The following is a 22,849-nucleotide window of genomic DNA, read 5'->3' on the forward strand; positions in this document are numbered from 1 at the left end:
GGTTTCCACCGTCGGGCCGCTGCGCGTCAGGCGGCCTTGTCCCGCGGGCCCAGCCAGCGCCGCTCACTCCCCACCCGGCGAGCGAGACCGGCCAGGCCGCCCAGGATCCAGCGCTGCGCCGCGGCGGGGATGCCGCCGAGGTAGCCGTCCTGGTAGTCCCACAGCAGCCCCAGCAGCAGCGGATTGCGCGGCACCCCGCTCTTGGTCGTCTTCCCGGCCGCGTCCAGCGCGTGCCAGAGCCGGAACATCTCCCAGTGCCGCAGCGGCGGCCGGATCTCGTGGTCGATGAGCGTGCCCGGCTCCTCGCACCAGAACTCGTGCACCGAGCGCGCGCCCGCCGCGACCGAATTCCCCGCTTGCGCGAGCACCGTGCGGCCGTCGATGCGGAACCGGAGCCGGCCACGCCGCACGGTCCAGGTTTCGGCCAGCACCGGATGCCAGTGCGGCCCGGCTTGGCGACCCTCGGGCAGTTCGTGCTCCAGCCGGAGGTAGGGCCCGTGCTCGTCGGAGCCCTCCTCGACGAAGGTGACGCGGTGTCCGCTGCGGAAAAGAAGGGTCCGGCTGTCCATGCCACAAATATGAAGGTAACCTTCCTATTGTGTCAACCGGCGACCCCACCTTGCTGAAACTGCTCGTGCAGACCACCCGCGCCTTCGAGCAGGATCTGAACGGCCGATTGCGCGCGCGGCTGCACGACGACCTGCGCCCGGCGCACTTCGCGGTCTTCCGCTACATCGATCCCGCCGGTTCCCGGATCAGCGCCCTCGCCGAGGCGGCGGGCATGACCCAGCAGTCGATGGGGGAATTGATCACCCACCTGGAGCGCTGCGGTTACGTCGAACGCCGGGTCGACCCGTCCGACCGCCGGGGCCGGCTGGTCGCGCTCACCGAGCCGGGCCGCACCGCCCTGGCGGCCGCCGCCGAGGGCATCCGCGAGATCGAGGACCGGCTCGGCCGCACGCTCGGCGCCGACGGCCTGCGCGAACTCCGCGCGCTGCTCGCGCGATCGGCCGCGACGCTGACCGAATAGCCGCCGCAGCGGACCGGCCGCCCGCGCGAAGTCCCCGACCGGCCGACGCGGTCACCCACGGCACCACAGGCTCGGCGCGATCAGCCGGGCAAGGAAGTCAAATAGCGCTGCAACGTCGGACCGACGTCGGCGATCAACGCCTCGGGGGTCATCGCGACGACCGGGGGCAGGCGCAGCACATAGCGACACAGCGCCAGGCCCAGCAGCTGGGTGGCGACCAGACCGCTGCGCCGGGGCGCGTCGGCGGGATCGCCGTAGCGCAGGACAGCGGGCAGGACCTGCTCGGCGAAAACGGCGCGGGCACGATCGGCGAGAGCCTCGTCGGTGATGCCGGTGCGCAGCAGGGTGAGCATCACCTCGTTGCCCGGAGGCTCCTCCCAGATCGCCAGGAATCGGCGAATCAGCAGTTCCCCCAAGGTATCCGGGTCGGCCGCGGACAGATCCGGCAGCTCCAGGTAGATGTCCACCGCGGCGGCGAACAACCCCTCCTTGTTACCGAAGTAGCGCATGACCATGGAGGGGTCGATCTCGGCGTCGCCCGCGATCGCGCGCACGGTCGCCTTGCGGAATCCCTCCGCGGCGAAGCGGGCCCGCGCCGCGTCCAGGATCTTGGCGCGGGTCGCGTCCGAGCGGCGCGCGGGGGTCTGATCAGGCTCGATGGTCACCCCCCGAGTGTATGCCAACAATTGTTGGCATACAGGCCCCGGTCCTGCCGCAGCCCGATCCGCTACTGCGCCAAGCGCTCCGACGGGTGGCGGTACCCCTTGCCGAAGTTCACCGCGCGGTCGGCGTTCGCGATCGCGGTGACCACACAGGTGCCGAACGGCCCGCGCCGATCGAACAGGGTCGCGCTGCCGACGGCCACGCCATCGGCGGCGAGGTGGTTGTCGGCCGTCAGACCGATCTCCAGCCCCTCCGCCGGGCGGGCCAGGGCGATGGTCAGATCGGCGTTGATGAACCCGACGCCCTCGCTGCTCCAATTGGTCAGCAGGCTGGTCGATTCGCCGATGATGGCGGCGCCGACGAACGGGGACGGCGCTTCGCCCGCGACGGCCGAAATCGGCGCCTGCCACAGGGTCTTGTGCCCGCCGTTCTGATGGTCGCCGATCCGGTTGGTCCAGCCGTCGGGGTGATCGCTCGAGTTCATCATCGGCACCGTCGGCCCGGTGGCGGGCGGGACGTCCGGCGGCCGCGGCGCCTCGGCGCGGGTCCACCGCTCCCCCGGCGGCTGCTCGGAGAGCTTGAGGAAGACCGCGCTGGCGCGCGCCACGTCCGCGCCGTCCTGGGTCAGCACGGCGTCGGCCACCACGATCCGATTGCCCGACCGCACGATCTCGGTCGAGACGGTGGTCGTGACCTTCTGCGCGGGCCGGAACATGTCGACGGTGAGGCGCGACGGGAGGAAGCCCGCCGGACAGTGCCGTTCCAGCTCCCGGGCCAGCAGGCCGCAGACGGCCGGGCCGTTGATCATCGTGGGCGACCAGGCGCTGTTCGCGAACGGCAGCGGTTCGAAGCCGGCCGGGGTGGCCTCGAAGAAAGCCAGCGGCGGACGCTCGGTGTCCGAAGTAGCCATCACGGTCTCCTGTCAGGTACGCGAAAAGCGGCAAGGGCCGCCGCTCACGCGACAGCCCTTGTCCGGTGATGCTTAGCCGAACTTACTTGTTGCTCGCTTCGGCGTGTTCATCGGCCGGGCGCGACTCGGTCTGCTCCTTGGCCCAGCGGTAGTCCGGCTTGCCCGCCGGCGAACGCTTGATCTCGTCGACGAACCACAGGCTGCGCGGCAGCTTGTAGGCCGAGATCTCCTTGGTCAGGATCGGGCGCAGGTCCTCGAGCGTCGGGCGCTGCTCGCCACGACACTGCACGACCGCCGAAACCCGCTGCCCCCAGCGCTCATCCGGGACGCCGACCACCAGCGCGTCGAAGATCTCCGGGTGCATCTTCAGCGCGCCCTCGACCTCCTCGGGGTAGATCTTCTCGCCGCCGCTGTTGATGCTCACCGAACCGCGGCCGAGCATGGTGACGGTGCCGTCCTCCTCCACCCGGGCGTAGTCACCGGGGATGGAGTAGCGGGTGCCGTTGAATTCCTTGAAGGTCGCCTTGGTCTTGGCCTCGTCGCCGTAGTAGCCGAGCGGGATGTGGCCCTTGCGCGCGATGAAGCCGATCTGGCCGGAACCGGGCACGACCGGGTTGCCGTCGTCGTCGAGCACCTCGGTGGAGGCGTCGATCTTCACTCGCGGGCCGCCGGTGTGGGTCTGCCCCTTGGCCACCACGGACAGGCCGCCGAAGCCGGTCTCCGAGGAGCCGATCGAGTCGGTGATCATGGTGGTGGTGAGCAGTTCCATGAACTGGTCCTTGATCGTCGGCGAGAACAGCGCCGCGCTCGAGGCCATCGCCCACAGCTGCGAATGCTGGTACGGCTCACCGGTTTCCGGGTTGCCCTCGCGCAGCGCGTCCAGCATCGGGCGAGCCATGGCGTCACCGGTGATGAAGATCAGGTTCACGGTGTGCTTGTCGATGGCCTGCCAGACGCCGTGCCCGCTGAACTCCGGCAGCATGATGGCCTTGCCGCCGTCGAACAGGGCGTGGAACACCGCGCACTGCGAACCGCCGTGGATCAGCGGCGGAATCGGGTAGCGCACCATCTGCGCGTTGCCGGCACCGGTCTTGGCCTGCTGCCATTCGTCCTGGATCGCCTCGCCGGTGACGAAGTTGATGCCGCCGCCGAGCACGCGCCACCAGTCCTCCTGGCGCCACATCACGCCCTTGGGCAGACCGGTGGTGCCGCCGGTGTAGAGCATGAAGATGTCGTCGCCGGAGCGTTCGCCGAAATCCCGCTCAGCGGACGACTCGGCCAGCACAGTGGCGTAATCCACCGAATCCGCTGCGGTCTCGATCGTTCCGGTCGTATCGTCGTCCACGACGATGACCGTTCGCAGCTTGGGGGTGTTCGGCCGGACCGCGGCCACCTTGTCGCTGTAGCGACGCTCGTGAATCAGCGCGACCATGTCCGAATTGTCGAAGATATATTGCAACTCGTTCTCGACGTATCGGAAGTTCACGTTGATCAACACCGCGCGGGCCTTGAAGACCGCGACCATGGCGATCACCGCTTCGATGGTGTTGCGGGAGTAGAGGCCCACCTTGTCCCCCTGCTGGACACCATGTTCCAGCAGGTAGTGGGCCAATTTATTGGCCTGCTCCTCGAGCTGTGCGTAAGTCACCTCACGGTCGTCGTCGACCAGCGCGACGCGATCCGGCATGAGGTCGATGGCGTGTTCGACAAGGTCCGCTATGTTGTAGCTCACAGCCCTAAAATAGAACGTGTTACTGTTCCTGGCAAGGCTGAATTCGAGCTTGAAGTCAGGAGATACATCCATGCCGCACTGCCTCGTCGAGAAGCGCGATCACGTCCTCGTCGTCACCATGAATCGCCCCGAGGCGCGCAACGCTCTGTCCGCCGAGATGATGGCGATCATGCGCGACGCGTGGGACCAGGTGGACGAGGACACCGACATCCGCGCGGCCATCCTCACCGGCGCGGGCGGCACGTTCTGCGCGGGCATGGATCTGAAGGCGATGTCGGCCCGGCATCCCGGGGACAACGAGTCCAGCTTCGACCCGGCCAACCTGCCGGCGCTGCTCAAGGGCCGCCGCCTGACCAAGCCGCTGATCGCGGCCGTGGAGGGCGCGGCCATCGCCGGCGGCACCGAGATCCTGCAGGGCACCGACATCCGGGTCGCCGCCGAGAGCGCGAAATTCGGTGTCTCCGAGGCGCGCTGGGGCCTGTTCCCGCTGGGCGGCTCGGCGGTGCGGCTGGCGCGCCAGATTCCCTACACCGTCGCCGCCGAAATCCTGCTCACCGGACGGCACATCACCGCCGCCGAGGCCAAGGAGTACGGACTGATCGGGCACGTGGTGCCCGACGGCACCGCGCTGGACAAGGCGCTGGAGCTGGCCGGGCTGATCGCGAACAACGGCCCGCTCGCGGTGCAGGCGATCCTGCGCACGCTGCGCGAGACCGAGGGCATGCACGAGCTGGACGCGTTCCAGATCGAAGCCAAGATCGGCATGACGGTGTTCCGCTCCGCCGACGCGAAGGAAGGCCCGAAAGCCTTCGCCGAGAAGCGCAAGCCGAACTTCACCGGCGCATAGAAAATCCCGGCGAACGCCGGGACCCACCGCAGTTGGGTCCTGGCTCTCGCCGGGATGTTTCTCGGATCAGGCGGCCTGGTAGGCCATGTAGAACGGCTCCCACTGGTGGCCGTCGGGATCGATGAAGGTGCGCCCGTGCATGCCCACCTGCGCCTCCTCGGCCCGCTTGTCGGCGTTGACCTCCTCGGTGCCGCCCGCGCCCAGCGCCGCCCGGGTGAGCGCGTCGACCTCCTCGGCACTGCCCAGCGCCAGCGCGTAGGCCGCGGCGGTCGCGGTGACGGTATCGGCGATGGGACGCTTGGTGAAGGTGGTGAAGAAGTTCTTCGTCAGCAGCATCAGGCAGATGTTGTCGTCGACCACGATGCAGGCCGCGTTCTCGTCGGTGAAATCGGCGTTCACCGTCCAGCCCAGTGCCTCGTAGAAGGTCTTGGACCGGTTCAGGTCGTCGACCGGAAGGTTGATGAAAATCATCTTGCTGCTCATGTTCTCGTCCTCTCGAGCACGGCGGGCGGGTTCGCAAGTAAGGACGGGCGGTTGCGCCGGAACTCATCGCTCCCGATGAATGATCTTGAAAGTCGCAGGTGAGGGCACCCGCCTGCGGACGGATTCGGGCATATTGCCCTCTGTGGTTTGTCGGTGGGCTGTGGCATCGTGACAGCCATGAACGACTCGGCCAGATCCGCCACCCTCACCCCCGACGTACTCGCGTCGTTCGAGGGGCACAGGCGCGAGCTATGCGCCTACGCGTACCGCATGCTCGGTTCCTCGTTCGAGGCCGAGGATGCCGTGCAGGAGACATTCACCCGCGCGTGGAAGTCCTACGATTCCTTCGAGGGCCGCGCGAGTCTGCGCTCCTGGCTCTACCGCATCACCACCAACGTCTGCCTGGACATGCTGGACGGCCCGCAGCGCCGCGCCCGCCCGATGGATCTCAACGGTCCCGGCAGCCCCGATTCCCCGCTGCCGCCGCCGCAGCCGGATTACGTCTGGATCGAGCCGATCCCCAACGCCCTCGCCTTCGGTGCGGATCCGGCCGAGCACGCCTCCACCAAAGACACGCTGCGCCTGGCCTTCGTCGCCGCCTGTCAGCATCTGCCGGCCACCCAGCGCGCCATCCTGATCATGCGCGAGGTGCTGCGTTTCTCGGCCAGCGAGACGGCCGAGGCGCTCACCATGTCGCCGGCCTCGGTGAACAGCGCGCTGCAGCGCGCCCGCGCCACCATGTCGAAGGTGCAGCCCAGCGATTTCGACGATTTCGACGAGAGCGACGAGAACCAGCGCAAGCTGGTCAACGATTTCGTCTCCGCCTTCGAGGCCTACGACATGGACGCGCTCACCACGCTGCTGAAAGCCGATGTGGCGCTGTCCATGCCGCCGTTCGACCTGTGGGTGTCGGGCCCCGCCAATGTCGCCGAGTTCATGCTCGGCACCGGCAGCGCGTGCAAGGGCTCGAAGATGATCCCGCTGGAGGGCGCCAACGGCCACATCGCCTTCGGCCACTACAAGCCCACCGACGAACCGGGCGTGTACACGCCGTGGTCGATCACCGTGCTCGAACTCGACGGCGACCACATCGCCGGGCTCAACTTCTTCCTCGACACCGAGAAGTTGTTCCCGCTGTTCGATCTGCCCATGGAGTACCGCGAGAACGCCTGAGCGTCCCGCCTCCGGAAAGCCGAATCCGCCCCGTCCTGGCTCGAGACGGGGCGGATTCGCACGGGTGGCCCGACCACCAAGCCACCCGCAGTTCGTGGGTCAGGCCGCCGCGTTCGAGCGGCCTGCGAGCGGTCGCTACGCGATGCCGAGGCGCTCGTTGGCGAGCACCCGGATCGCCTTCTTGTCGGGCTTGCCCAGGCCGGTCAGCGGCAACTGCTCGACGACGACGTAGTGCTTGGGCACCTGCACCGAGCCCTTGCGCTGCTTGACCGTCTGCGAGATCTCGTCGGTCACCTTCGCCACCGCGGCCTCGTCGGCGGCGACCACCGGATCGAGCACCACGACGGCGGTCACGGCCTCGCCCCACTGCGGGTCGGCCACGCCGACCACGGCCACGCCGAGCACGCTGTCGTGTTCGGAGACAACGTCTTCCACCTCGCGCGGGAAGACGTTGAACCCGCCGGTGACGACCATGTCCTTGCTGCGGCCGACGATGTGCAGGAAGCCGTCCTCGTCCTGGCGGGCCAGATCGCCGGTGCGCAGCCAGCCGTTCTTGAAGGTCTCCGCGGTCACCTCGGGCAGGTTCAGGTAGCCCGCCGCCAGCAGCGGTCCGCTGACACAGATTTCGCCGACCTCGCCGGGCGCGACCACGTTGTCCTCGCCGTCGATCAGCGCCACCCGCAGCGCCGCCGAGGGCCGCCCGCAGGAGGTGAGCCGCTCCTTGTCGTGCTCCTCCTTGCCCAGGTAGCTGATCGCCATCGGCGCCTCGGACTGGCCGAAGTACTGCGCGAAGATCGGGCCGAACTTGTCGATGGCCTGGGTCAGCCGCTTCGGGTCGATGGCCGAGGCGCCGTAGTACACCGTCTCCAGCGAGGACAGGTCCCGCTTGTCCACGTCGGGATGGTCGAGCAGCGCGTAGATCATCGACGGCACCAGCATGGTGGCACTGATCTTGTGCTCCTCGATCGCCTTCAGCACCTCGCCGGCGTCGAAGCGCGGGACCACGATGCATTCGCCGCCCAGCAGCACGACCGGCAGGAAGAAGGCCGCCCCGGCATGCGAAAGCGGTGTGCAGATAAGGAATTTCGGCCGCTTGGGCCATTCCCACTCCGACAGCTGGATCTGGGTCATGGTGGCCATCGCCTGCGCGGTGCCGACCACGCCCTTGGGCTTGCCGGTGGTGCCGCCGGTGTAGCTCACCGAGATGACGTCGTCGGGCCGCAGTTCCACGGCCTCGACCGGCGCGGCCTCGTGCTTGGCGACCTCGGCCAGGAAATCCACACCGACATCGGACAATTCGTCCGGCACCGGACCGAACACCAGCACCTTGGTCAGGCCCTCGACCCGGTCCACCAGGTCGCGGGCGCGCTGCACGAACATCGGCACCGGATCCAGGATCAGCGTCGTAATGCCCGCGTCCGCAAGCACATACGCGTGATCGTCGAGTCCGCCGATGGGATGCAGGGCGGTGCGGCGGTGGCCGCGGACCTGCCCGGCGGCGATGGTGAACAGCACCTCGGGGCGGTTCAGCGCGAGAACGCCTACCGGATCACCGGTTTCGATGCCGTTGGCCTCGAACGCGGCGACGTAGCGGCTGATGGCGTCGAGGACGTCCGCGCCGGTGAGCACGGTGTCGCCGAGCGTGACCACCGGGCTCTTGCGGTGCCGCCGCAGTCCGGCGAGCAGGCTGAACCCGTTGTGCACCGGCATCCGCAACAGGGTATCGGGATCGATTGTGGTCATCGTCACCTCAATGAATCTAGAACGTGTTCTATCAATGAACAAGGGGCAGTCAGGCGGCGAGCGCCGCCAGCTCGTGCACCTGGGCGGCATCGGCCGCCGAGACCAGCATCATGGTGACGCCCGCCGCCTCCCAGACCTTGATCTGCTCGCGCACGTGGGCGGCGTCGCCGATGATCGCGGTGTCGAGAATGAGCTCGTCCGGGACCACCGCGGCGGCCTCGGCCTTCTTGCCCGAGAGGAAGAGCCGGCCGATCTCGTCGACCTCGCGCTCGTACCCCATCCGCTTGTAGACCTGGGCGTGGAAGTTCTGCTCGGGCGCGCCCATGCCGCCGATGTAGAGCGCCATGATCCAGCGCATCCGCTCCAGCTCGCTCTTCGGATCGTCGGTGACCACCACCTGGCAGCTGGCCGCGATCTCGAAGGTCTCGCGGGTGCGGCGCGCGCCGGCCCGGGCGAAGCCCTGATCGAGCCAGTCGTTGTACATGTTCGCCAGCCGCGGGGCGTAGTAGATCGCCAGCCAGCCGTCGGCGATCTCGGCGGTCAGCGCCACGTTCTTCGGGCCCTCCGCGCCCAGCCAGATCGGCAGATCCGCACGTAGCGGGTGCACGATCGGCTTCAGCGGCTTGCCCAGGCCGACCGAACCCGGCCCGGTGTAGGGCAGCGGATAGTGCGAGCCGTCGTTGGTCACCGGGGCCTCGCGCGCGAGCACCTTGCGGATGATGTCCACGTACTCGCGGGTGCGCGCCAGCGGCTTCTCGAACGGCTGCCCGTACCAGCCCTCGACCACCTGCGGGCCGGAGACGCCGAGCCCGAGCACCGCCCGGCCGCCGCTGAGGTGATCGAGCGTGAGCGCATGCATGGCGGTGGCCGCCGGGGTGCGCGCGGAGAGCTGCACCACCGAGGTGCCCAGCCGGACCCGCTCGGTCTGCGACCCCCACCAGGTGAGCGGGCCGAACGCGTCCGAACCCCAGGATTCGGCGGCGAAGACGGCGTCGAACCCCGCCGCTTCCGCCGCGGCCACCAACTCCCCCGCGTTCTGCGGCGGCTGTGCCATCCAATAACCGAGCTGCAAACCGAACTTCACGGCTGACCTCTTTCCGGCCCCTGCCTCCGGGCCTGTCGTCTACACCACATCTTGCCAGCAGAATAAGAACCTGTTCTACTCGATGTCGTAAGCAAGGGGAATAGTCCATCCGGCACTGATGCGGATGAGAGAGGGTTGGAATTGAACACCGCCCCGGATGTATTGAGCGCACCGCTTCGGATGAAGTTCGACTACACACGCTCGGTCGGACCCACCATCGGCAAATTCCTGACCGGCCTGCGCGACCATCAGGTGATCGGCGTGCGCGGCTCGGACGGACGCGTGCTGGTGCCGCCGCCGGAGTACGACCCGGTGACCGCCGAACCGCTGACCGAATTCGTCGACCTCGCCGACATCGGCACCGTCGAATCCTGGAGCTGGGTGGCCGACGTGCTCCCCGGCCAGCCGTTCGATCGCCCCTTCGCCTACGCGCTGATCCGCCTCGACGGCGCCGACACCACCCTGCTGCACGCGGTGGATGTCGCCTCCCCACAGGACATTTCGGTCGGTCAGCGCGTGCGCGCCCGCTGGGCCGCCGAGACCACCGGCAGCATCAAGGACATCGTCTGCTTCGAGCCCGGCGACACCTCCGCCGCGCCCGCCGCCGCGCCCGCGAGCCAGGAGCCGATCACCGGCATCGTCACGCCGGTCGACATGCTCTACAGCCACAACGCCTCCCCGCAGGAGACCGTCTACCTGCGCGGACTGGCCGAGGGCAAGCTGCTGGGCGCGCGCTCCAGCGCCGGAGACAAGGTGTACTTCCCGCCGCGCGGCGCCAATCCGACCAACGGGTTGCCGACCAACGACTACGTCGAGCTCTCCGATCACGGCACCGTCACCACCTTCTGCATCGTGAACGTGCCGTTCATGGGCCAGCGCATCAAGCCGCCGTACGTGGCCGCCTACGTGCTGCTCGACGGCGCGGACATCCCGGTGCTGCATCTCGTACTCGGTTGCGAGGCAAGCGAAGTGCGCATGGGCATGCGCGTGAAGGCGGTGTGGAAGCCGCGCGAGGAGTGGGACTTCACCCTGGCGAACGTCGACCACTTCGAGCCTTCCGGTGAGCCCGACGCCGAATACGACACCTACAAGCATCACCTCTGAGAGGCCGCGAACGTTGACTGACCACTCCACCGACATCGCGGTCGTGGGATTCGCCCACGCGCCGCACGTGCCGGAGACCTTCGGCACCACCAACGGTGTCGAGATGCTGGTGCCCTGCTTCCAGCAGCTCTACTCCGATCTCGGCATCACCAAGTCCGACATCGACTTCTGGTGCTCAGGTTCCTCCGATTACCTTGCCGGGCGCGCGTTTTCGTTCATCTCCGCGGTCGACGCGATCGGCGCGGTGCCGCCGATCAACGAGTCGCACGTCGAGATGGACGCGGCCTGGGCGCTCTACGAGGCGTTCGTGAAACTCAAGTCGGGCCAGGCGCAGACCGCCCTGGTGTACGGCTTCGGCAAATCCTCGGCGGGCACGCTGCGCCAGGTCCTGACCATGCAGCTCGACCCCTACACCGTGACACCGCTGTGGCCGGATTCGCACGCCATCGCGGGCCTGCAGGCGCGGGCCGGCCTGGCCGCGGGTCGCTGGACCGAGCGGGATATGGCCGCGGTCGCGGCCGGCGCGAGCGGTGACGTCGAATCCCTTTTGGCGACACCGTATGTGGCCGATCCGCTGCGCGCGCACGACATCGCGCCGATCACCGACGGCGCGGCCGCGATCGTGCTGGCAGTGGGCGAGCGCGCCAAGGAACTGGCCGAGCGCCCGGCCTGGATCACAGGGATGGCGCACCGCGTCGACACCCCGATGCTCGGCGCCCGCGACCTGACGGTCTCCCCCTCCACCACCGCGGCCGCGCAGGCCGCCACGGGCGGGGACACCTCCGGATTCGATATCGCCGAACTGCACGCGCCGTTCAGCCATCAGCAGTTGATCTTGGCCGAAGCGATCGGACTGAAGCCGGAAACCACCGTCAATCCCTCCGGTGGCGCACTGGTAGCAAACCCGATGTTCGCCGCCGGATTGGAGCGTATCGGCTTCGCCGCGCGGGCAATTTTCGACGGCTCGGCACACCGCGCACTCGCGCACGCCACCAGTGGGCCGGCGCTGCAACAGAATCTGATTACCGTCCTGGAAGGCACCCGATGAGCTTCCCCGCCGCGGTGCTGGGCACCGGCCAAACCCATCACGTGACGAAACGATCCGACGTCTCCATGTCGGGCATGTGCCGCGAAGCCATCGATCGCGCGCTCGAAGATTCCGGCCTGACGATGGCCGACATCGACGCCGTCGTCGTCGGCAAGGCACCGGACATGTTCGAGGGCGTCATGATGCCCGAGCTGTTCATGGCCGACGCCCTCGGCGCGACCGGAAAGCCGCTGCTCCGGGTGCATACCGCCGGCTCGGTCGGCGGCTCCACCGGCGTCGTCGCGGCCAACCTGGTGCAGGCCGGCGTGCACAAGCGCGTGCTCGCGGTGGCCTGGGAGAAGCAGTCCGAATCGAATGCCATGTGGGCGCTCTCGATTCCGGTGCCCTTCACCATGCCGGTCGGCGCGGGCGCGGGCGGCTACTTCGCCCCGCACGTGCGCTCCTATATCCGCAGGTCGAACGCACCCGGTCACATCGGCGCACTGGTCGCGGTGAAGGACCGGCGCAACGGCGCCAAGAACCCGCTCGCCCACCTGCACCAGCCCGACATCACCGTCGATCAGGTGCTGGCCTCGCAGATGCTGTGGGACCCGATCCGCTTCGACGAGACCTGCCCGTCCTCCGACGGCGCCTGCGCCATCGTCATCGGCGACGAGGACGCGGCCGCCGAGGTCGAAGCCACCGGCAAGAAGGTGGCCTGGGTGCACGGCACCGCGATGCGCACCGAGCCCACCACCTTCGCCGGTCGCGACCAGGTGAATCCGCAGGCCGGCCAGGACGCGGCCGCCGCGCTGTGGAAGGCCGCCGGCATCACCGATCCGCTCGAGGAGATCGACGCCGCCGAAATCTACGTCCCGTTCTCCTGGTTCGAGCCGATGTGGCTGGAGAACCTGGGCTTCGCCGCCCAGGGTGACGGCTGGAAGCTGACCGACAAGGGCGAGACCGAGATCGGCGGCAAGATCCCGGTGAATCCGTCCGGTGGCGTGCTCTCCTCCAATCCGATCGGCGCGTCCGGCCTGATCCGCTTCGCCGAATCGGCCAAGCAGGTCATGGGCCGGGCCGGGGACTACCAGGTCGAGGGCGCGCGCAAGGCGATGGGCCACGCCTACGGCGGTGGCTCGCAGTATTTCTCGATGTGGGTCGTGGGATCGGAGAAGCGATGACCAACGAAGAGCATCCGGCCCGGGTCGCGGGCCGCGCGTCGCAGGCCGCCGTGCGCGGCCGGGACAAGGACGCCTGGGTGGCGCTGTTCGCCGAGGACGGGATCGTCGAAGATCCCGTCGGCCCCTCCGGATTCGATCCGGAGGGCAAGGGCCATCGCGGCCACGCGGCCATCGCGGCGTTCTGGGACATGTCCATCGCCAAGACCGACTCGATCGAGTTCCTCTTCGACGACTCGTTCGCGTGCGGCCACGAGGTCGCCTACGTCGGCCGCATCCGCACGCTGTTCTCCGGGCAGCAGCTCGACGCCGAGGGCGTGTTCACCTACAAGGTCGACGACGCCGGGAAGATCGTGGCGCTGCGCGCGTTCTGGGAGACCCAGCGGGCGGCGGCCACGCTGAAGCTGGTCGACTAGCCGGTACCTGAAAAGGCCCCGAACCTGCGGGTTCGGGGCCTTTCGTAGCTCAGTGCGCGACCGGGCAGCCGCCGCTCTTGGTCTTGTAGTCGACCGGGAACTCCTTAATGCCGTTCAGCCAGCCCGAACGCAGCCGCTGCGGATCACCGAGCTTGGTGATGTCGGGCAGGTGATCGGCGACGGCATTGAAGATCAGCTCGATTTCCAGCCGGGCCAGGTTGGCCCCGATGCAGAAGTGCGCGCCGGTGCCACCGAAGGACAGGTGGTCATTGTTCTTGCGCAGGATGTCGAACTTCTCCGGATTCTCGAAGGCCGTCTCGTCGAAGTTGGCCGAGCGGTAGAGCATGACCACTCGCTGCCCCTTCTTGATCTGCACTCCCCCGAGCTCGGTGTCCTCGAGCGCGGTGCGCTGGAAGGAGGTGACCGGGGTGGCCCACCGGATGATCTCGTCGTAGGTGGTGGCCGGACGTTCCTTCTTGAACAGTTCCCACTGCTCGGGGTGATCCAGGAACGCCATCATGCCGTGCGTGATGGCATTGCGTGTGGTCTCGTTGCCCGCGACCGCCAGCATGATCACGAAGAAGCCGAATTCTTCCGGCTTGAGATGGTCGCCGTCGATGTCGGCCTCGATCAGCTTGGTGACCAGATCATCGGCCGGGCACTCCTTGCGCGCGGCGGCCATTTCGTAGGCGTAGCCCAGGATCTGGGTGGTGGAGGCGAGCGGGTCGACGTCGGCGTATTCGGGGTCGTCATAGCCGGTCATCTCGTTGGACCACTGGAACAGCTTCATCCGGTCCTCCTGCGGCACGCCGATCAGATCGGCGATGGCCTGCAGCGGGAGCTCGCACGAGACCTGGGTGACGAAGTCGCCCGCGCCCTCTTCGGCGGCGCGCTTGACGATATCGGCGGCCCGTGCGGACAGTTCGGCCCGCATCCCGTTGATCACGCGCGGGGTGAAGCCGCGGGAGATGATCTTCCGCAGCTTGGTGTGCTCGGGCGCGTCCATGTTCAGCAGCACCACGCGCTGCATCTCGATGTTCTCGCGCGGGATGTCGTCGTTGAACCGTGGCAGGGCGGTGTTCTCGGAACTGGAGAAGACGTCGCTGCGCCGCGAGACCTCCTTGACCTCGGCGTGCTTGCTGACCACCCAGAATCCGTCGTCGTGGAATCCGCCCACCTCCGGAGACTGCGGGTTCCACCACACCGGAGCGGACTTGCGAAGCTCGGCGTACTCCTCGACCGGGACGCGCTGGGCGTAGATGTCCGGATCGGTGACGTCGAACCCTTCGGGCAGATCAGGGCGAGTATGAACCACCAGATGTCTCCTTCGACAGTGTGGATCTGGCGGCGCTCACTAAGCCCTGCGTGGTTACACAGGCTTCCGCCTCCGGGCTCTGAGCTCACGCCGCGAACTGCAACACGTTCTACACTCATTGCAGCACAGGCGGTATTACTAGTAAAGAAGTTCCATAGGACCGCCTATCACGCGTTCCAGTTTTCCTGTCCCGAACGGAAGGTTCGACATGGGCACACCCGTCATCGTCGAGGCAGCTCGCACCCCCATCGGCAAGCGCAAGGGCTGGCTGTCCGGCCTGCACGCCGCCGAACTCCTCGGTGCCGCACAGCGCGGAATTCTCGACAAGGCGCACCTGGACCCGGCCTTGGTCGAGCAGGTCATCGGCGGCTGCGTCACCCAGGCCGGCGAGCAGTCCAACAACGTCACCCGCGTCGCCTGGCTGCACGCCGGACTGCCGTGGCAGGTCGGCGCGACCACCATCGACGCCCAGTGCGGCTCGGCCCAGCAGGCCAATCACCTGATCGCCGGCCTCATCGCCACCGGCGCCATCGACGTGGGCATGGCCTGCGGCGTGGAGGCGATGTCGCGGGTTCCGCTCGGCGCCAATGTCGGCGAGCACGCCGGCCCGCGCCGGCCCGCCTCCTGGAACATCGACCTGCCCGATCAGTTCGGCGCGGCCGAGCGGATCGCCAAGCGCCGCGGCCTCACCCGCGCCGACGTCGACGAGTTCGGCGCCCGCTCGCAGCGCCTGGCCGCCCAGGCCTGGGCCGAGGGCCGCTTCGATCGCGAGGTCCTGCACGTCACCGCGCCCGCGGTCGACAAGGAGGGCAACCTCACCGGCGAGAAGCTCGAGGTCAGCCGGGACCAGGGCCTGCGCGAGACCACCGTCGAGGGGCTGGCCAAGCTGAAGCCGGTGCTCGAGGGCGGCATCCACACCGCCGGTTCCTCCTCGCAGATCTCCGACGGCGCGGCCGCGGTCCTGCTCATGGACGAAAACGCAGCGCAGCGAGCGGGATTGCGCCCGCGGGCCCGGATCGTCACCCAGGTGCTGGTCGGCGCGGAGCCGGAGTACCATCTGGACGGCCCGGTGCAGGCGTGCAGTCGCCTGCTGGAGCGCTCGGGCATGAGCATCGGCGATATCGATCTGTTCGAGATCAACGAGGCGTTCGCCTCGGTCGCGCTGTCCTGGGCGGCCGTGCACCAGCCCGACATGGACAGGGTGAACGTCAACGGCGGCGCCATCGCGATCGGTCACCCGGTCGGCTCCACCGGATCCAGGCTGATCACAACGGCTTTGCACGAGCTCGAGCGCACCGGCAAGAGCACCGCGATGATCCTGATGTGTGCCGGTGGCGCGCTCTCGACCGGCACCATCATCGAGCGTCTCTAGGCTTCAACCCTTTTCGATCCGGTTTGTTGAACGTTCATCCCAGAAGGTCCAAAACGTGTCGTACGCCACACAATCGGCGGTACAGAGAACTAGATGAGATGTCAGCTATCTTGCGGCTATCATTGGTCCGTCGCGGAAGACCTCTGCGACGGGCCAGAACCGGTGCTCACCACGTCTCCACCAGAGACCTTGGGGTGACCCGCAAACGCTACGGTCCCAGTCACTTCACTCGAGGCATACCTAGAAGCTTCAAGGAAATCCGGAATCAGGCGTAGGTTTTCAGTTACTGAGCCGCTAATATCAATGATACGTATCCGAGATAACGACTGTTAGTACAGCGAAGGGAATTGGGCGGCTCACAATGGCTGATTTCGCGGCGCGGCTGAACAAGCTGTTCGAAACCGTGCATCCCCCGGGGCGCAAGCCGCACACCAACGCGGAGGTTGCGGCTGCGCTGACAGCCTCCGGGCATCCGATCTCGAAACCGTATCTCTCGCAGTTGCGGTCGGGACAGCGGACGAACCCATCGGATGAAACGGTGGCTGCACTGGCCAAGTTCTTCAAGGTCAAGCCGGACTACTTCTTCAACGACATCTATGCCGCCAAGATCGATCACGATCTGGAGCTACTGTCCCAGCTGCAGGGCTACGGACTGCGGCGGTTGTCGAGTAGAGCGTTCGACCTGTCCGAAGAATCGCAGAACCTCCTCACCTCGATGGCGGAGAAACTTCGGGCCAGCGAAGGCTTGCCTGAAATCCCGCCGGACGGAACGGAATAGGACTGTAAGGTCACCGCTCCGACGGCCGTCGGGGGCGTCGGCGGTGGTGTGTGTGGCGGGCTCCCCTGGGGTGCCCGACGTGTTACCCATGTGCGAACTCAGTTGGCCAGGGGGGTATGCGTCGTAGCAGCTGAGTCCGGCTCGGCCTTAGGCCGTGCCGGATTTTCTGCTGCCCGGCTGATGATGTCGAAGCGCGCGAGCGCCGGGGGTGAATTCGGCGCGGCGCGGTACCGGATCGCGAATCTTCTAGGCAGACAGCACAGTTTCGAACATTGCGCCGTCGCCGATTCCAGCGCATGAATCAGACCAAATGGGTTGTTTTCCGGCAAACTCACTACAGATGTACTTGCAGATGAAATCGTCACCCGTGTGCGGAGTTTCGCGCCGGCTCCGGCACCCCGCTGTAAGCGTCGAAGGAACGCGCGATCGCCTGCACCCAGCCGCGCGGGCTGATACCCTCCGGCGGCGCGATCCAGCGTGAGTCGCACACGATGTCGCCCAACGGATTTCGGGCCCACTCCGCCACCAGATCGGCACGCTCGACGATCGAGACCGGCGGCTTGCCCGCCGCCATCAGCTCCACGCCGCCGCCGGATTGCAGATACAGCGCGTCCATGATCTGGGCGACCTGATCCGAAGCCTTGAGCTGAGTGGAGGTTCCGGTCTGATCGTGCGCGAGCACCTCGGGAAAACGGCCGATCATCAGCCGGTGCAGCTCGCGGATCTGGCGCAGCAGCACCCGGGCCCGGATCCACAGCTCCACCACGATCCAGATGGCGCCGAAGGCGATGAGCAGCGCGGCGATCTCCCACACCGGCCAGCCCCACGCGGGCAGGCCCGGCGCCGGCCGCGGCGCGTCGATCACCGCGCGCCGAATGTTCAAGGCGGACAGGACCGCAACGACAGCGGTGCCGGTCGTGTAGAGGGCGATGCCACGGCCCAGCGTGGTCCAGTCCAGGTTGCGAACACCGGTGACGATGATGAACAGGCAGGCGAGCACCACGTACACCCAGCCGAAGGTGTAGGACCAGGCGAGCGCGACGAGCACCGTGCCCACCCCGGCGGCGTAGAAATACGACGCGATGCGCCCCAGGTTCCGCCGCGAGACCACCGGCCACGCCGCGGCCGCGACCACCGAGGTGGCGGTGCCGAACAGAATCCAGGCCGACACCACGACGCCGTCGGAGAGCAGGCCCGCGTGCAGCCCGCCCGGCAGCAGATTATCGATGGCCAAGGCGATTTCGGGCACGGCGACGGTGGCGCCGAGCGCGACCGCGGCGACCGCGACCACGATCGCGACCCGGGCCGTGGTCGCCGGTTTGACCAGCACCCGGCCGACCCGGGCACCGGCGGCCATCCAGACCAGCATGGCGGTCAACCACAGCGTCATCATCCGAGTGCCTCGTCGAATCGAAGGACCGAGACGCCTGCGCCCCGGGTGTTGAACACGCGCAGCCTGGTCATCAGCATGGCCGCGAACGTCTCCGCCTCCCATTCGGCCTGTTCGTCGGCGCCGTCGTCGAGGATCTGCTGATGCGCGCGCTGGCTGAGCATGTAGGCGATCAGGTCATCGCTGGCTTCCAGCGTGACCTCGGGGGCGGGCGCCCCCTCGTGGTCGAAGATGATGTGGCCGAGTTCGTGCGCGAGGGTGTGCTCGCGGCTGGGCAGCAGCGCGGCCAGCACGATCACGTCCCGGTCCGGATAGAGCCGCCGCTGCCCGCACACGCCGGGACCCAAATGAGCACTGGCGATTTCGATCTCGCGGCGCCGCTCCCGGGCGATCGCCTCGACCACCTGATCCAGCGTGCAGGCGTCGAAATCGGCGGCGACCGCGCACACCGCGTCCACCGCGGCCGCGACCCGGCGGTAGGACCGCGCGCTGTTCTGAGTCTTGCTCTCGCTCATGCCCCCGCCCCTCACGACCTGGGTCCGAAGAACTCGGCGCGCGCCGCGTCGATGCGCGCCTGTGCCGCCGACGCGCTCTGGAAACTCACTGCGCCGGAACCGGTTCCGGCCAGGGCGAGGGCGATCAGGCCGCCCACGACGGTGAGCACGTTCGGTTCGGGCAGGCCGTCGTTCGCCGACGTCGGCCGCACGTCCGGATTCGGCTTCGCCGGGGCCACCGGCGGCGCGGGCGGCGGCGGTGGCGGTGCGGGCGGCGGAACCTGTTGCGGCGCAGGCGCGGCCACCACCGGCAGCGGCAGTGGCGGGACCACGGGCGCGGGCACCGACGGCGCGGGCGGAATCACCATCGGCACAGCGGGCGGCGCGGGGACCGGCACCGGGGGGATCGGAATCAGCAGCAGCAGAAGCGGAGTCGCGGAACCGACCGCGGCCGAGCCGACGGCCGCCGAACCCACGGCGGCGGAACCGACCGCCGCCGAACCGGTGCCGAACAGGGCCGAGCCGGTGCCCAGCAGCGCGGAGCCGGTGGCGGCCGAGCCGGTGCCCAGCAGAACGCCGAGACCGGCCGAACCGGTGCCGAGGGCAGCCGAACCGGTACCCAGGCCCAGCGCCAGCCCGGCCGAACCGGTCCCGAGCACCGCGCCCAGACCCGCGGAACCGGTCCCGAGGATGACGCCGAGGCCCGCCGAACCGGTGCCGAGGCCCAGCGCCAGCCCCGCCGAACCAGTTCCCAGGCCCAGCGCCAGCCCGGCCGAGCCGGTCCCGAGGACCGCGCCCAGCCCCGCGGAGCCAGTGCCGAGGGCGAGACCGAGACCGGCCGAACCGGTGCCGAGACCAGCGGAGCCGGTGCCGAGGACCGCACCCAGACCCGCGGAACCGGTGCCCAGGGCGAGACCGAGACCGGCCGAGCCGGTGCCGAGCGCGGCGGCCGAACCGGTGCCGACGGCCGCCGAGCCGGAGCCGAGAATGACGCCGAGACCGGCGGAGCCGGTGCCGAGCAGAGCGCCGAGGCCGGCCGAGCCGGAACCGACGGCGTTCGTCGGCGGGATGGGGGGTTGGGCCACGTCGGTGGGAGCGACCGGGCTCGGGGCCTGCTGCCCCGGAATCGTCATCGGCGTCCACTGCTCGGCGATCTCGGGCCCGGTGGGCTGCTCGGGGCAGCCCGCGCTGAGCGAACAACCCGGCTGCGCCAAAACCTCGGTGCGGGACGGCGTTTCAGGTCTCGCGCGGCCGTCCGGCTGCGCCAGGGCGGCGACGGGGCCCAGTAGCGCGAACCCGGAAACCAGCCCGGCTACCGCGACAACCCGCATCGTGCGACCAATGGCCATGCGCCAGCCTTCCCCTTCATCACATACAGCGCAGCTCTCCTGCCCGGTCGCAACACTCTCCGGGACTTATACGGACGAGACATAAGGGTACTTGCCGTCACGATCTTGCGCACAGGGGACGGGGTAAGTGGGCGACCGGACGCAGCGAAAAGCCCCGCATCCGAACTCGGATGCGGGGCTCGCGCGGTCGGACTCAGGCGCCGTAGACCGGCTCCGGAGTCACCGCCTTCGCGAGCAGTTCCTTGACCACCGGGCCGAGCTCGGCGGGCTCCCAGCGGGCGCCCTTGTCCACGGCCGCGCCGTGCCGCCAGCCGTCGGCCACCGCGACCTTGCCGGCTTCGACCTCGAAGGTGCGGCCGGTGATCCCGGCCGACTCCGCGCTGCCCAGCCACACCACCAGTGGCGACACGTTCTCCGGCGCCATGGCGTCGAAGCCGCCGTCCTCCGGCGCGGCCATGGTCTCGGCGAAGACGGTTTCGGTCATCCGGGTCCGCGCGGCCGGGGCGATGGCGTTCACGGTGACGCCGTAGCGGCCGAATTCCGCAGCCGCGGTGAGGGTCAGGCCCGCGATGCCGGCCTTGGCGGCACCGTAGTTGCTCTGGCCGACGCTGCCCTGCAGGCCGGCGCCGGAGCTGGTGTTGATGATGCGGGCGTCGACCGGATTGCCCGCCTTGCTCTCCGCGCGCCAGTATTCGATCGCGTGCCGCATGGTGGCGAAGTGCCCCTTGAGGTGGACCCGGATCACCGCGTCCCACTCGTCCTCGGACAGGTTGGCCAGCATCCGGTCGCGCACGAAGCCGGCGTTGTTGACCAGCACGTCCAGGCGGCCGAAGGTGTCGACCGCGGTCCGGATCAGCCGGCGCGCGCCGTCCCAGTCCGCGACGTCGTCGCCGTTCACGACGGCCTCGCCGCCGAGCGCCTGGATCTCCGAGACCACCTGCTGGGCCGGGGTCTCGGCGGTGGCTTCGCCGTTGAGCGCGGAGCCGATGTCGTTGACCACCACCTTGGCCCCCGCCGCGGCGAAGGCCAGCGCGTGCGCCCGCCCGATGCCGCGACCCGCGCCGGTGACGATGACCACGCGCCCGGCGCAGATCCGGTCGTTGACTTCAGCCATACCTGTTGTCCCTCTTTCGTCTTCGAGCTTCAGCTGTGTTCGGCCGTGGCGGCCGCGAGGAAGGCGGGGCGTTCGCCGCCGCCGTGCACCAGCAGCGTCGCGCCGCTGACATAGGCGGCCAGCGGGGAGGCCAGGAACGCGGCGCAGCGGCCGATGTCCTCCGGGCGGGCCATCCGGCCGAGCGGAATGGTCCGCGCGACCGCGTCGATGCCGTCGCGGTCGCCGTAGTGCAGTTCGCTCAGCTCGGTCTCCACCATCCCCACGATCAGGGAGTTGACCCGGACCTTCGGGGCCCATTCCACCGACAGCGACTGGGTCAGGCTGTCGATGCCGGCCTTGGCCGCGCCGTAGGCCGCGGTGCCCGGCGAGGCGCGGTGCCCGCTGACGCTGGAGACCATGACGATCGAGCCGCCGTCGGGCTGCTCCTGCATCACCGCGTTGGCGATCTGCGAAACCAGCAGCGGAGCAAGCAGATTGAGTTCCACAATCTTCGCGTGGAAGTTCTTCGAGGCGTTCGCGGCCAGCGCGAAGGGCGCGCCGCCCGCGTTGTTGACGACATGATCGAGCCGGCCGTGCGTGCCGACGATGCGCTGCACCAACTCGGTGACGGAGTCCTCGTCGCGCACATCGCAGGGCAGATAGTCGATTTCGCGCCCGTCGTGCGCGACCGGCGCCTCGGCCGGGCGGCGCGCGCAGGCGACGACGGTCGCCCCCGCCGCGAGGAAGGCCTTGCTCACTCCGGCGCCGACGCCGCGGACACCGCCGGTGACGAGAACGACGCGGCCGGACAGGTCGATTTCGAGAGGCACCGTGCTAACCTACCAAGCAACTGCTTGCTTCGGCAATGTGCCTGACAAAGAACGATGGGACATTCGATGGGGATCAACCGTCACACCGAAACCGACGGCGTCGAAGTCGTCACGGTCGACTATCCGCCGGTCAACGCCCTGCCTTCGGATGGCTGGTTCGCCCTGGCCGACGCGGTCCGCGAAGCCGGGCGCGATCCCGGGACCCGCGTCGTCGTGCTGCGCGCCGAGGGCCGCGGATTCAACGCGGGCGTCGACATCAAGGAGATGAACGAGGATGTCGGCCACACCAAGCTGATCGCCGCCAACCACGGCTGCTTCGAGGCCTTCGCCGCCGTCTACGACTGCCAGGTCCCCGTGGTCACCGCCGTCAACGGCTTCTGCCTGGGCGGCGGCATCGGCCTGGTCGGCAACTCCGATGTCATCATCGCCTCCGACGACGCGACGTTCGGCCTGCCCGAGGTGGATCGCGGCGCGCTCGGCGCGGCCACCCACCTGGCCCGGCTGGTCCCCCAGCACCTGATGCGGACCATGTTCTACACCGCGGGCAAGCTCACCGCCCAGCAGCTGCACCACTACGGCTCGGTCTACAAGGTGGTGCCGCGCGCCGAACTCGACGCCGCCGCCATGGAAGTCGCGAAGAACATCGCGAACAAGGACGGGCGCGTCATCCGCGCCGCCAAGCGCGCGCTCAACGGCATCGACGTGCAGGACGTGCACCGGTCCTACCGCTACGAGCAGGGCTTCACCATGGAGCTCAACCTCGCGGGCGTGGCCGACGAGATCCGGGCCCGGTTCGACGACGATCTGGCCGCACAGAAGAAGGGGAACTAGAAGC

General features: G+C 68.5%; 23 protein-coding genes. 10 read left to right on the forward strand and 13 right to left on the reverse strand.

Annotated elements, in window-relative coordinates:
* Nucleotides 1–26: 26 nt before the first annotated feature.
* Nucleotides 27–569 (reverse strand): cupin domain-containing protein, encoded by a 543-nt coding sequence (locus AB0I43_RS27185; RefSeq protein ID WP_356974896.1) that lies wholly within the window; start codon nt 567–569, stop codon nt 27–29.
* A 29-nt stretch (nt 570–598) separates the two neighbouring features.
* Here AB0I43_RS27185 and AB0I43_RS27190 point away from each other — a divergent pair, with 29 nt between their 5' ends.
* A complete protein-coding gene (locus tag AB0I43_RS27190) occupies nt 599–1,030 on the forward strand; it encodes a MarR family transcriptional regulator (protein WP_356974894.1) in 432 nt (143 codons plus the stop codon).
* Between the two features lie 80 nt (nt 1,031–1,110).
* Here AB0I43_RS27190 and AB0I43_RS27195 read toward each other — a convergent pair whose 3' ends face one another.
* The 3 genes from AB0I43_RS27195 to AB0I43_RS27205 form a co-directional block, all read right to left on the reverse strand.
* Nucleotides 1,111–1,695, reverse strand: coding sequence for a TetR family transcriptional regulator (locus AB0I43_RS27195; protein ID WP_356974892.1), 585 nt, complete (start codon nt 1,693–1,695; stop codon nt 1,111–1,113).
* Between the two features lie 62 nt (nt 1,696–1,757).
* Entirely contained in the window at nt 1,758–2,603 is an 846-nt protein-coding gene (locus tag AB0I43_RS27200; protein ID WP_356974890.1) for an acyl-CoA thioesterase domain-containing protein, read from the reverse strand.
* 82 nt (nt 2,604–2,685) lie between these two features.
* On the reverse strand, nt 2,686–4,335 hold the full coding sequence (locus tag AB0I43_RS27205) for an acyl-CoA synthetase (RefSeq protein ID WP_356974888.1): 1,650 nt from the start codon (nt 4,333–4,335) through the stop codon (nt 2,686–2,688).
* Nucleotides 4,336–4,405: 70 nt separating this feature from the next.
* Between AB0I43_RS27205 and AB0I43_RS27210 the strand changes: the two genes are divergently transcribed.
* Complete coding sequence (locus AB0I43_RS27210; protein WP_356974886.1) at nt 4,406–5,182, forward strand: crotonase/enoyl-CoA hydratase family protein; 777 nt, start codon at nt 4,406–4,408, stop codon at nt 5,180–5,182.
* 66 nt (nt 5,183–5,248) lie between these two features.
* Here AB0I43_RS27210 and AB0I43_RS27215 read toward each other — a convergent pair whose 3' ends face one another.
* Entirely contained in the window at nt 5,249–5,665 is a 417-nt protein-coding gene (locus AB0I43_RS27215; protein ID WP_356974884.1) for a VOC family protein, read from the reverse strand.
* A 177-nt stretch (nt 5,666–5,842) separates the two neighbouring features.
* Between AB0I43_RS27215 and AB0I43_RS27220 the strand changes: the two genes are divergently transcribed.
* Nucleotides 5,843–6,838: a sigma-70 family RNA polymerase sigma factor gene (locus AB0I43_RS27220; protein ID WP_356974883.1), complete on the forward strand. Its 996-nt coding sequence runs from the start codon at nt 5,843–5,845 to the stop codon at nt 6,836–6,838.
* 135 nt (nt 6,839–6,973) lie between these two features.
* Here AB0I43_RS27220 and fadD8 read toward each other — a convergent pair whose 3' ends face one another.
* Both fadD8 and AB0I43_RS27230 read right to left on the reverse strand, forming a co-directional pair.
* Nucleotides 6,974–8,581 (reverse strand): fatty-acid--CoA ligase FadD8, encoded by a 1,608-nt coding sequence (gene fadD8 / locus AB0I43_RS27225; RefSeq protein ID WP_356975271.1) that lies wholly within the window; start codon nt 8,579–8,581, stop codon nt 6,974–6,976.
* 49 nt (nt 8,582–8,630) lie between these two features.
* On the reverse strand, nt 8,631–9,665 hold the full coding sequence (locus AB0I43_RS27230) for an LLM class F420-dependent oxidoreductase (protein ID WP_357432800.1): 1,035 nt from the start codon (nt 9,663–9,665) through the stop codon (nt 8,631–8,633).
* A gap of 180 nt (nt 9,666–9,845) precedes the next feature.
* On the opposite strand from AB0I43_RS27230, the gene AB0I43_RS27235 reads away from it, so the two are divergent.
* Genes AB0I43_RS27235 through AB0I43_RS27250 form a run of 4 tightly spaced genes read left to right on the forward strand, consistent with a single transcriptional unit; the run spans nt 9,846 to nt 13,393 of the window.
* Nucleotides 9,846–10,769: an OB-fold domain-containing protein gene (locus AB0I43_RS27235; protein WP_357432881.1), complete on the forward strand. Its 924-nt coding sequence runs from the start codon at nt 9,846–9,848 to the stop codon at nt 10,767–10,769.
* Nucleotides 10,770–10,782: 13 nt separating this feature from the next.
* The gene (locus AB0I43_RS27240) at nt 10,783–11,817 is read left to right on the forward strand and encodes a thiolase domain-containing protein (RefSeq protein ID WP_356974881.1); all 1,035 of its coding nucleotides are present in this window, start codon (nt 10,783–10,785) and stop codon (nt 11,815–11,817) included.
* A complete protein-coding gene (locus AB0I43_RS27245) occupies nt 11,814–12,980 on the forward strand; it encodes a thiolase domain-containing protein (RefSeq protein WP_357432801.1) in 1,167 nt (388 codons plus the stop codon). The genes AB0I43_RS27240 and AB0I43_RS27245 overlap by 4 nt, the downstream gene beginning before the upstream one ends.
* The gene (locus AB0I43_RS27250; protein WP_356974878.1) at nt 12,977–13,393 is read left to right on the forward strand and encodes a nuclear transport factor 2 family protein; all 417 of its coding nucleotides are present in this window, start codon (nt 12,977–12,979) and stop codon (nt 13,391–13,393) included. The genes AB0I43_RS27245 and AB0I43_RS27250 overlap by 4 nt, the downstream gene beginning before the upstream one ends.
* Before the next feature lie 49 nt (nt 13,394–13,442).
* Here the strand turns inward: AB0I43_RS27250 and AB0I43_RS27255 are convergent, their stop codons facing one another.
* Entirely contained in the window at nt 13,443–14,708 is a 1,266-nt protein-coding gene (locus AB0I43_RS27255) for a cytochrome P450 (protein ID WP_357432802.1), read from the reverse strand.
* 208 nt (nt 14,709–14,916) lie between these two features.
* Here AB0I43_RS27255 and AB0I43_RS27260 point away from each other — a divergent pair, with 208 nt between their 5' ends.
* Nucleotides 14,917–16,080, forward strand: coding sequence for a steroid 3-ketoacyl-CoA thiolase (locus tag AB0I43_RS27260; RefSeq protein ID WP_356974876.1), 1,164 nt, complete (start codon nt 14,917–14,919; stop codon nt 16,078–16,080).
* Nucleotides 16,081–16,441: 361 nt separating this feature from the next.
* Nucleotides 16,442–16,858 (forward strand): helix-turn-helix domain-containing protein, encoded by a 417-nt coding sequence (locus AB0I43_RS27265; protein ID WP_011207048.1) that lies wholly within the window; start codon nt 16,442–16,444, stop codon nt 16,856–16,858.
* Nucleotides 16,859–17,219: 361 nt separating this feature from the next.
* Here the strand turns inward: AB0I43_RS27265 and AB0I43_RS27270 are convergent, their stop codons facing one another.
* From AB0I43_RS27270 to AB0I43_RS27290, 5 genes are all read right to left on the reverse strand, one after another.
* Nucleotides 17,220–18,251, reverse strand: a complete 1,032-nt coding sequence (locus tag AB0I43_RS27270; protein ID WP_357432803.1) for a hypothetical protein — start codon at nt 18,249–18,251, stop codon at nt 17,220–17,222.
* Nucleotides 18,248–18,763 carry an ImmA/IrrE family metallo-endopeptidase gene (locus AB0I43_RS27275; protein WP_356974873.1) on the reverse strand — a complete coding sequence of 172 codons (516 nt, stop codon included), beginning with the start codon at nt 18,761–18,763 and terminating at the stop codon, nt 18,248–18,250. Before AB0I43_RS27275 ends, AB0I43_RS27270 begins: the two co-directional genes overlap by 4 nt.
* Before the next feature lie 11 nt (nt 18,764–18,774).
* Complete coding sequence (locus AB0I43_RS27280; protein ID WP_357432804.1) at nt 18,775–20,091, reverse strand: hypothetical protein; 1,317 nt, start codon at nt 20,089–20,091, stop codon at nt 18,775–18,777.
* 193 nt (nt 20,092–20,284) lie between these two features.
* Nucleotides 20,285–21,205 carry an SDR family oxidoreductase gene (locus tag AB0I43_RS27285; protein ID WP_356974870.1) on the reverse strand — a complete coding sequence of 307 codons (921 nt, stop codon included), beginning with the start codon at nt 21,203–21,205 and terminating at the stop codon, nt 20,285–20,287.
* A gap of 29 nt (nt 21,206–21,234) precedes the next feature.
* Entirely contained in the window at nt 21,235–22,014 is a 780-nt protein-coding gene (locus tag AB0I43_RS27290; RefSeq protein ID WP_356974868.1) for an SDR family oxidoreductase, read from the reverse strand.
* Nucleotides 22,015–22,080: 66 nt separating this feature from the next.
* Between AB0I43_RS27290 and AB0I43_RS27295 the strand changes: the two genes are divergently transcribed.
* Complete coding sequence (locus AB0I43_RS27295; protein ID WP_356974866.1) at nt 22,081–22,845, forward strand: enoyl-CoA hydratase family protein; 765 nt, start codon at nt 22,081–22,083, stop codon at nt 22,843–22,845.
* Nucleotides 22,846–22,849: the final 4 nt, after the last annotated feature.

The sequence above is a fragment of the Nocardia sp. NPDC050435 genome, from assembly GCF_040655395.1.
Taxonomy (GTDB): Bacteria; Actinomycetota; Actinomycetes; order Mycobacteriales; family Mycobacteriaceae; genus Nocardia.

What these genes read in the sequence shown, in the direction of transcription:
- AB0I43_RS27265 (WP_011207048.1), top strand. Translation starts at nt 16,442, where the DNA reads ATGGCTGATTTCGCGGCGCGGCTGAACAAGCTGTTCGAAACCGTGCAT.
- AB0I43_RS27295 (WP_356974866.1), top strand. Translation starts at nt 22,081, where the DNA reads ATGGGGATCAACCGTCACACCGAAACCGACGGCGTCGAAGTCGTCACG.
- AB0I43_RS27245 (WP_357432801.1), top strand. Translation starts at nt 11,814, where the DNA reads ATGAGCTTCCCCGCCGCGGTGCTGGGCACCGGCCAAACCCATCACGTG.
- AB0I43_RS27280 (WP_357432804.1), bottom strand. Translation starts at nt 20,091, where the DNA reads ATGGCCATTGGTCGCACGATGCGGGTTGTCGCGGTAGCCGGGCTGGTT.
- AB0I43_RS27260 (WP_356974876.1), top strand. Translation starts at nt 14,917, where the DNA reads ATGGGCACACCCGTCATCGTCGAGGCAGCTCGCACCCCCATCGGCAAG.
- AB0I43_RS27285 (WP_356974870.1), bottom strand. Translation starts at nt 21,205, where the DNA reads ATGGCTGAAGTCAACGACCGGATCTGCGCCGGGCGCGTGGTCATCGTC.
- AB0I43_RS27275 (WP_356974873.1), bottom strand. Translation starts at nt 18,763, where the DNA reads ATGAGCGAGAGCAAGACTCAGAACAGCGCGCGGTCCTACCGCCGGGTC.
- AB0I43_RS27235 (WP_357432881.1), top strand. Translation starts at nt 9,846, where the DNA reads ATGAAGTTCGACTACACACGCTCGGTCGGACCCACCATCGGCAAATTC.
- AB0I43_RS27215 (WP_356974884.1), bottom strand. Translation starts at nt 5,665, where the DNA reads ATGAGCAGCAAGATGATTTTCATCAACCTTCCGGTCGACGACCTGAAC.
- fadD8 (WP_356975271.1), bottom strand. Translation starts at nt 8,581, where the DNA reads ATGACCACAATCGATCCCGATACCCTGTTGCGGATGCCGGTGCACAAC.
- AB0I43_RS27250 (WP_356974878.1), top strand. Translation starts at nt 12,977, where the DNA reads ATGACCAACGAAGAGCATCCGGCCCGGGTCGCGGGCCGCGCGTCGCAG.
- AB0I43_RS27220 (WP_356974883.1), top strand. Translation starts at nt 5,843, where the DNA reads ATGAACGACTCGGCCAGATCCGCCACCCTCACCCCCGACGTACTCGCG.
- AB0I43_RS27210 (WP_356974886.1), top strand. Translation starts at nt 4,406, where the DNA reads ATGCCGCACTGCCTCGTCGAGAAGCGCGATCACGTCCTCGTCGTCACC.
- AB0I43_RS27200 (WP_356974890.1), bottom strand. Translation starts at nt 2,603, where the DNA reads ATGGCTACTTCGGACACCGAGCGTCCGCCGCTGGCTTTCTTCGAGGCC.
- AB0I43_RS27270 (WP_357432803.1), bottom strand. Translation starts at nt 18,251, where the DNA reads ATGATGACGCTGTGGTTGACCGCCATGCTGGTCTGGATGGCCGCCGGT.
- AB0I43_RS27185 (WP_356974896.1), bottom strand. Translation starts at nt 569, where the DNA reads ATGGACAGCCGGACCCTTCTTTTCCGCAGCGGACACCGCGTCACCTTC.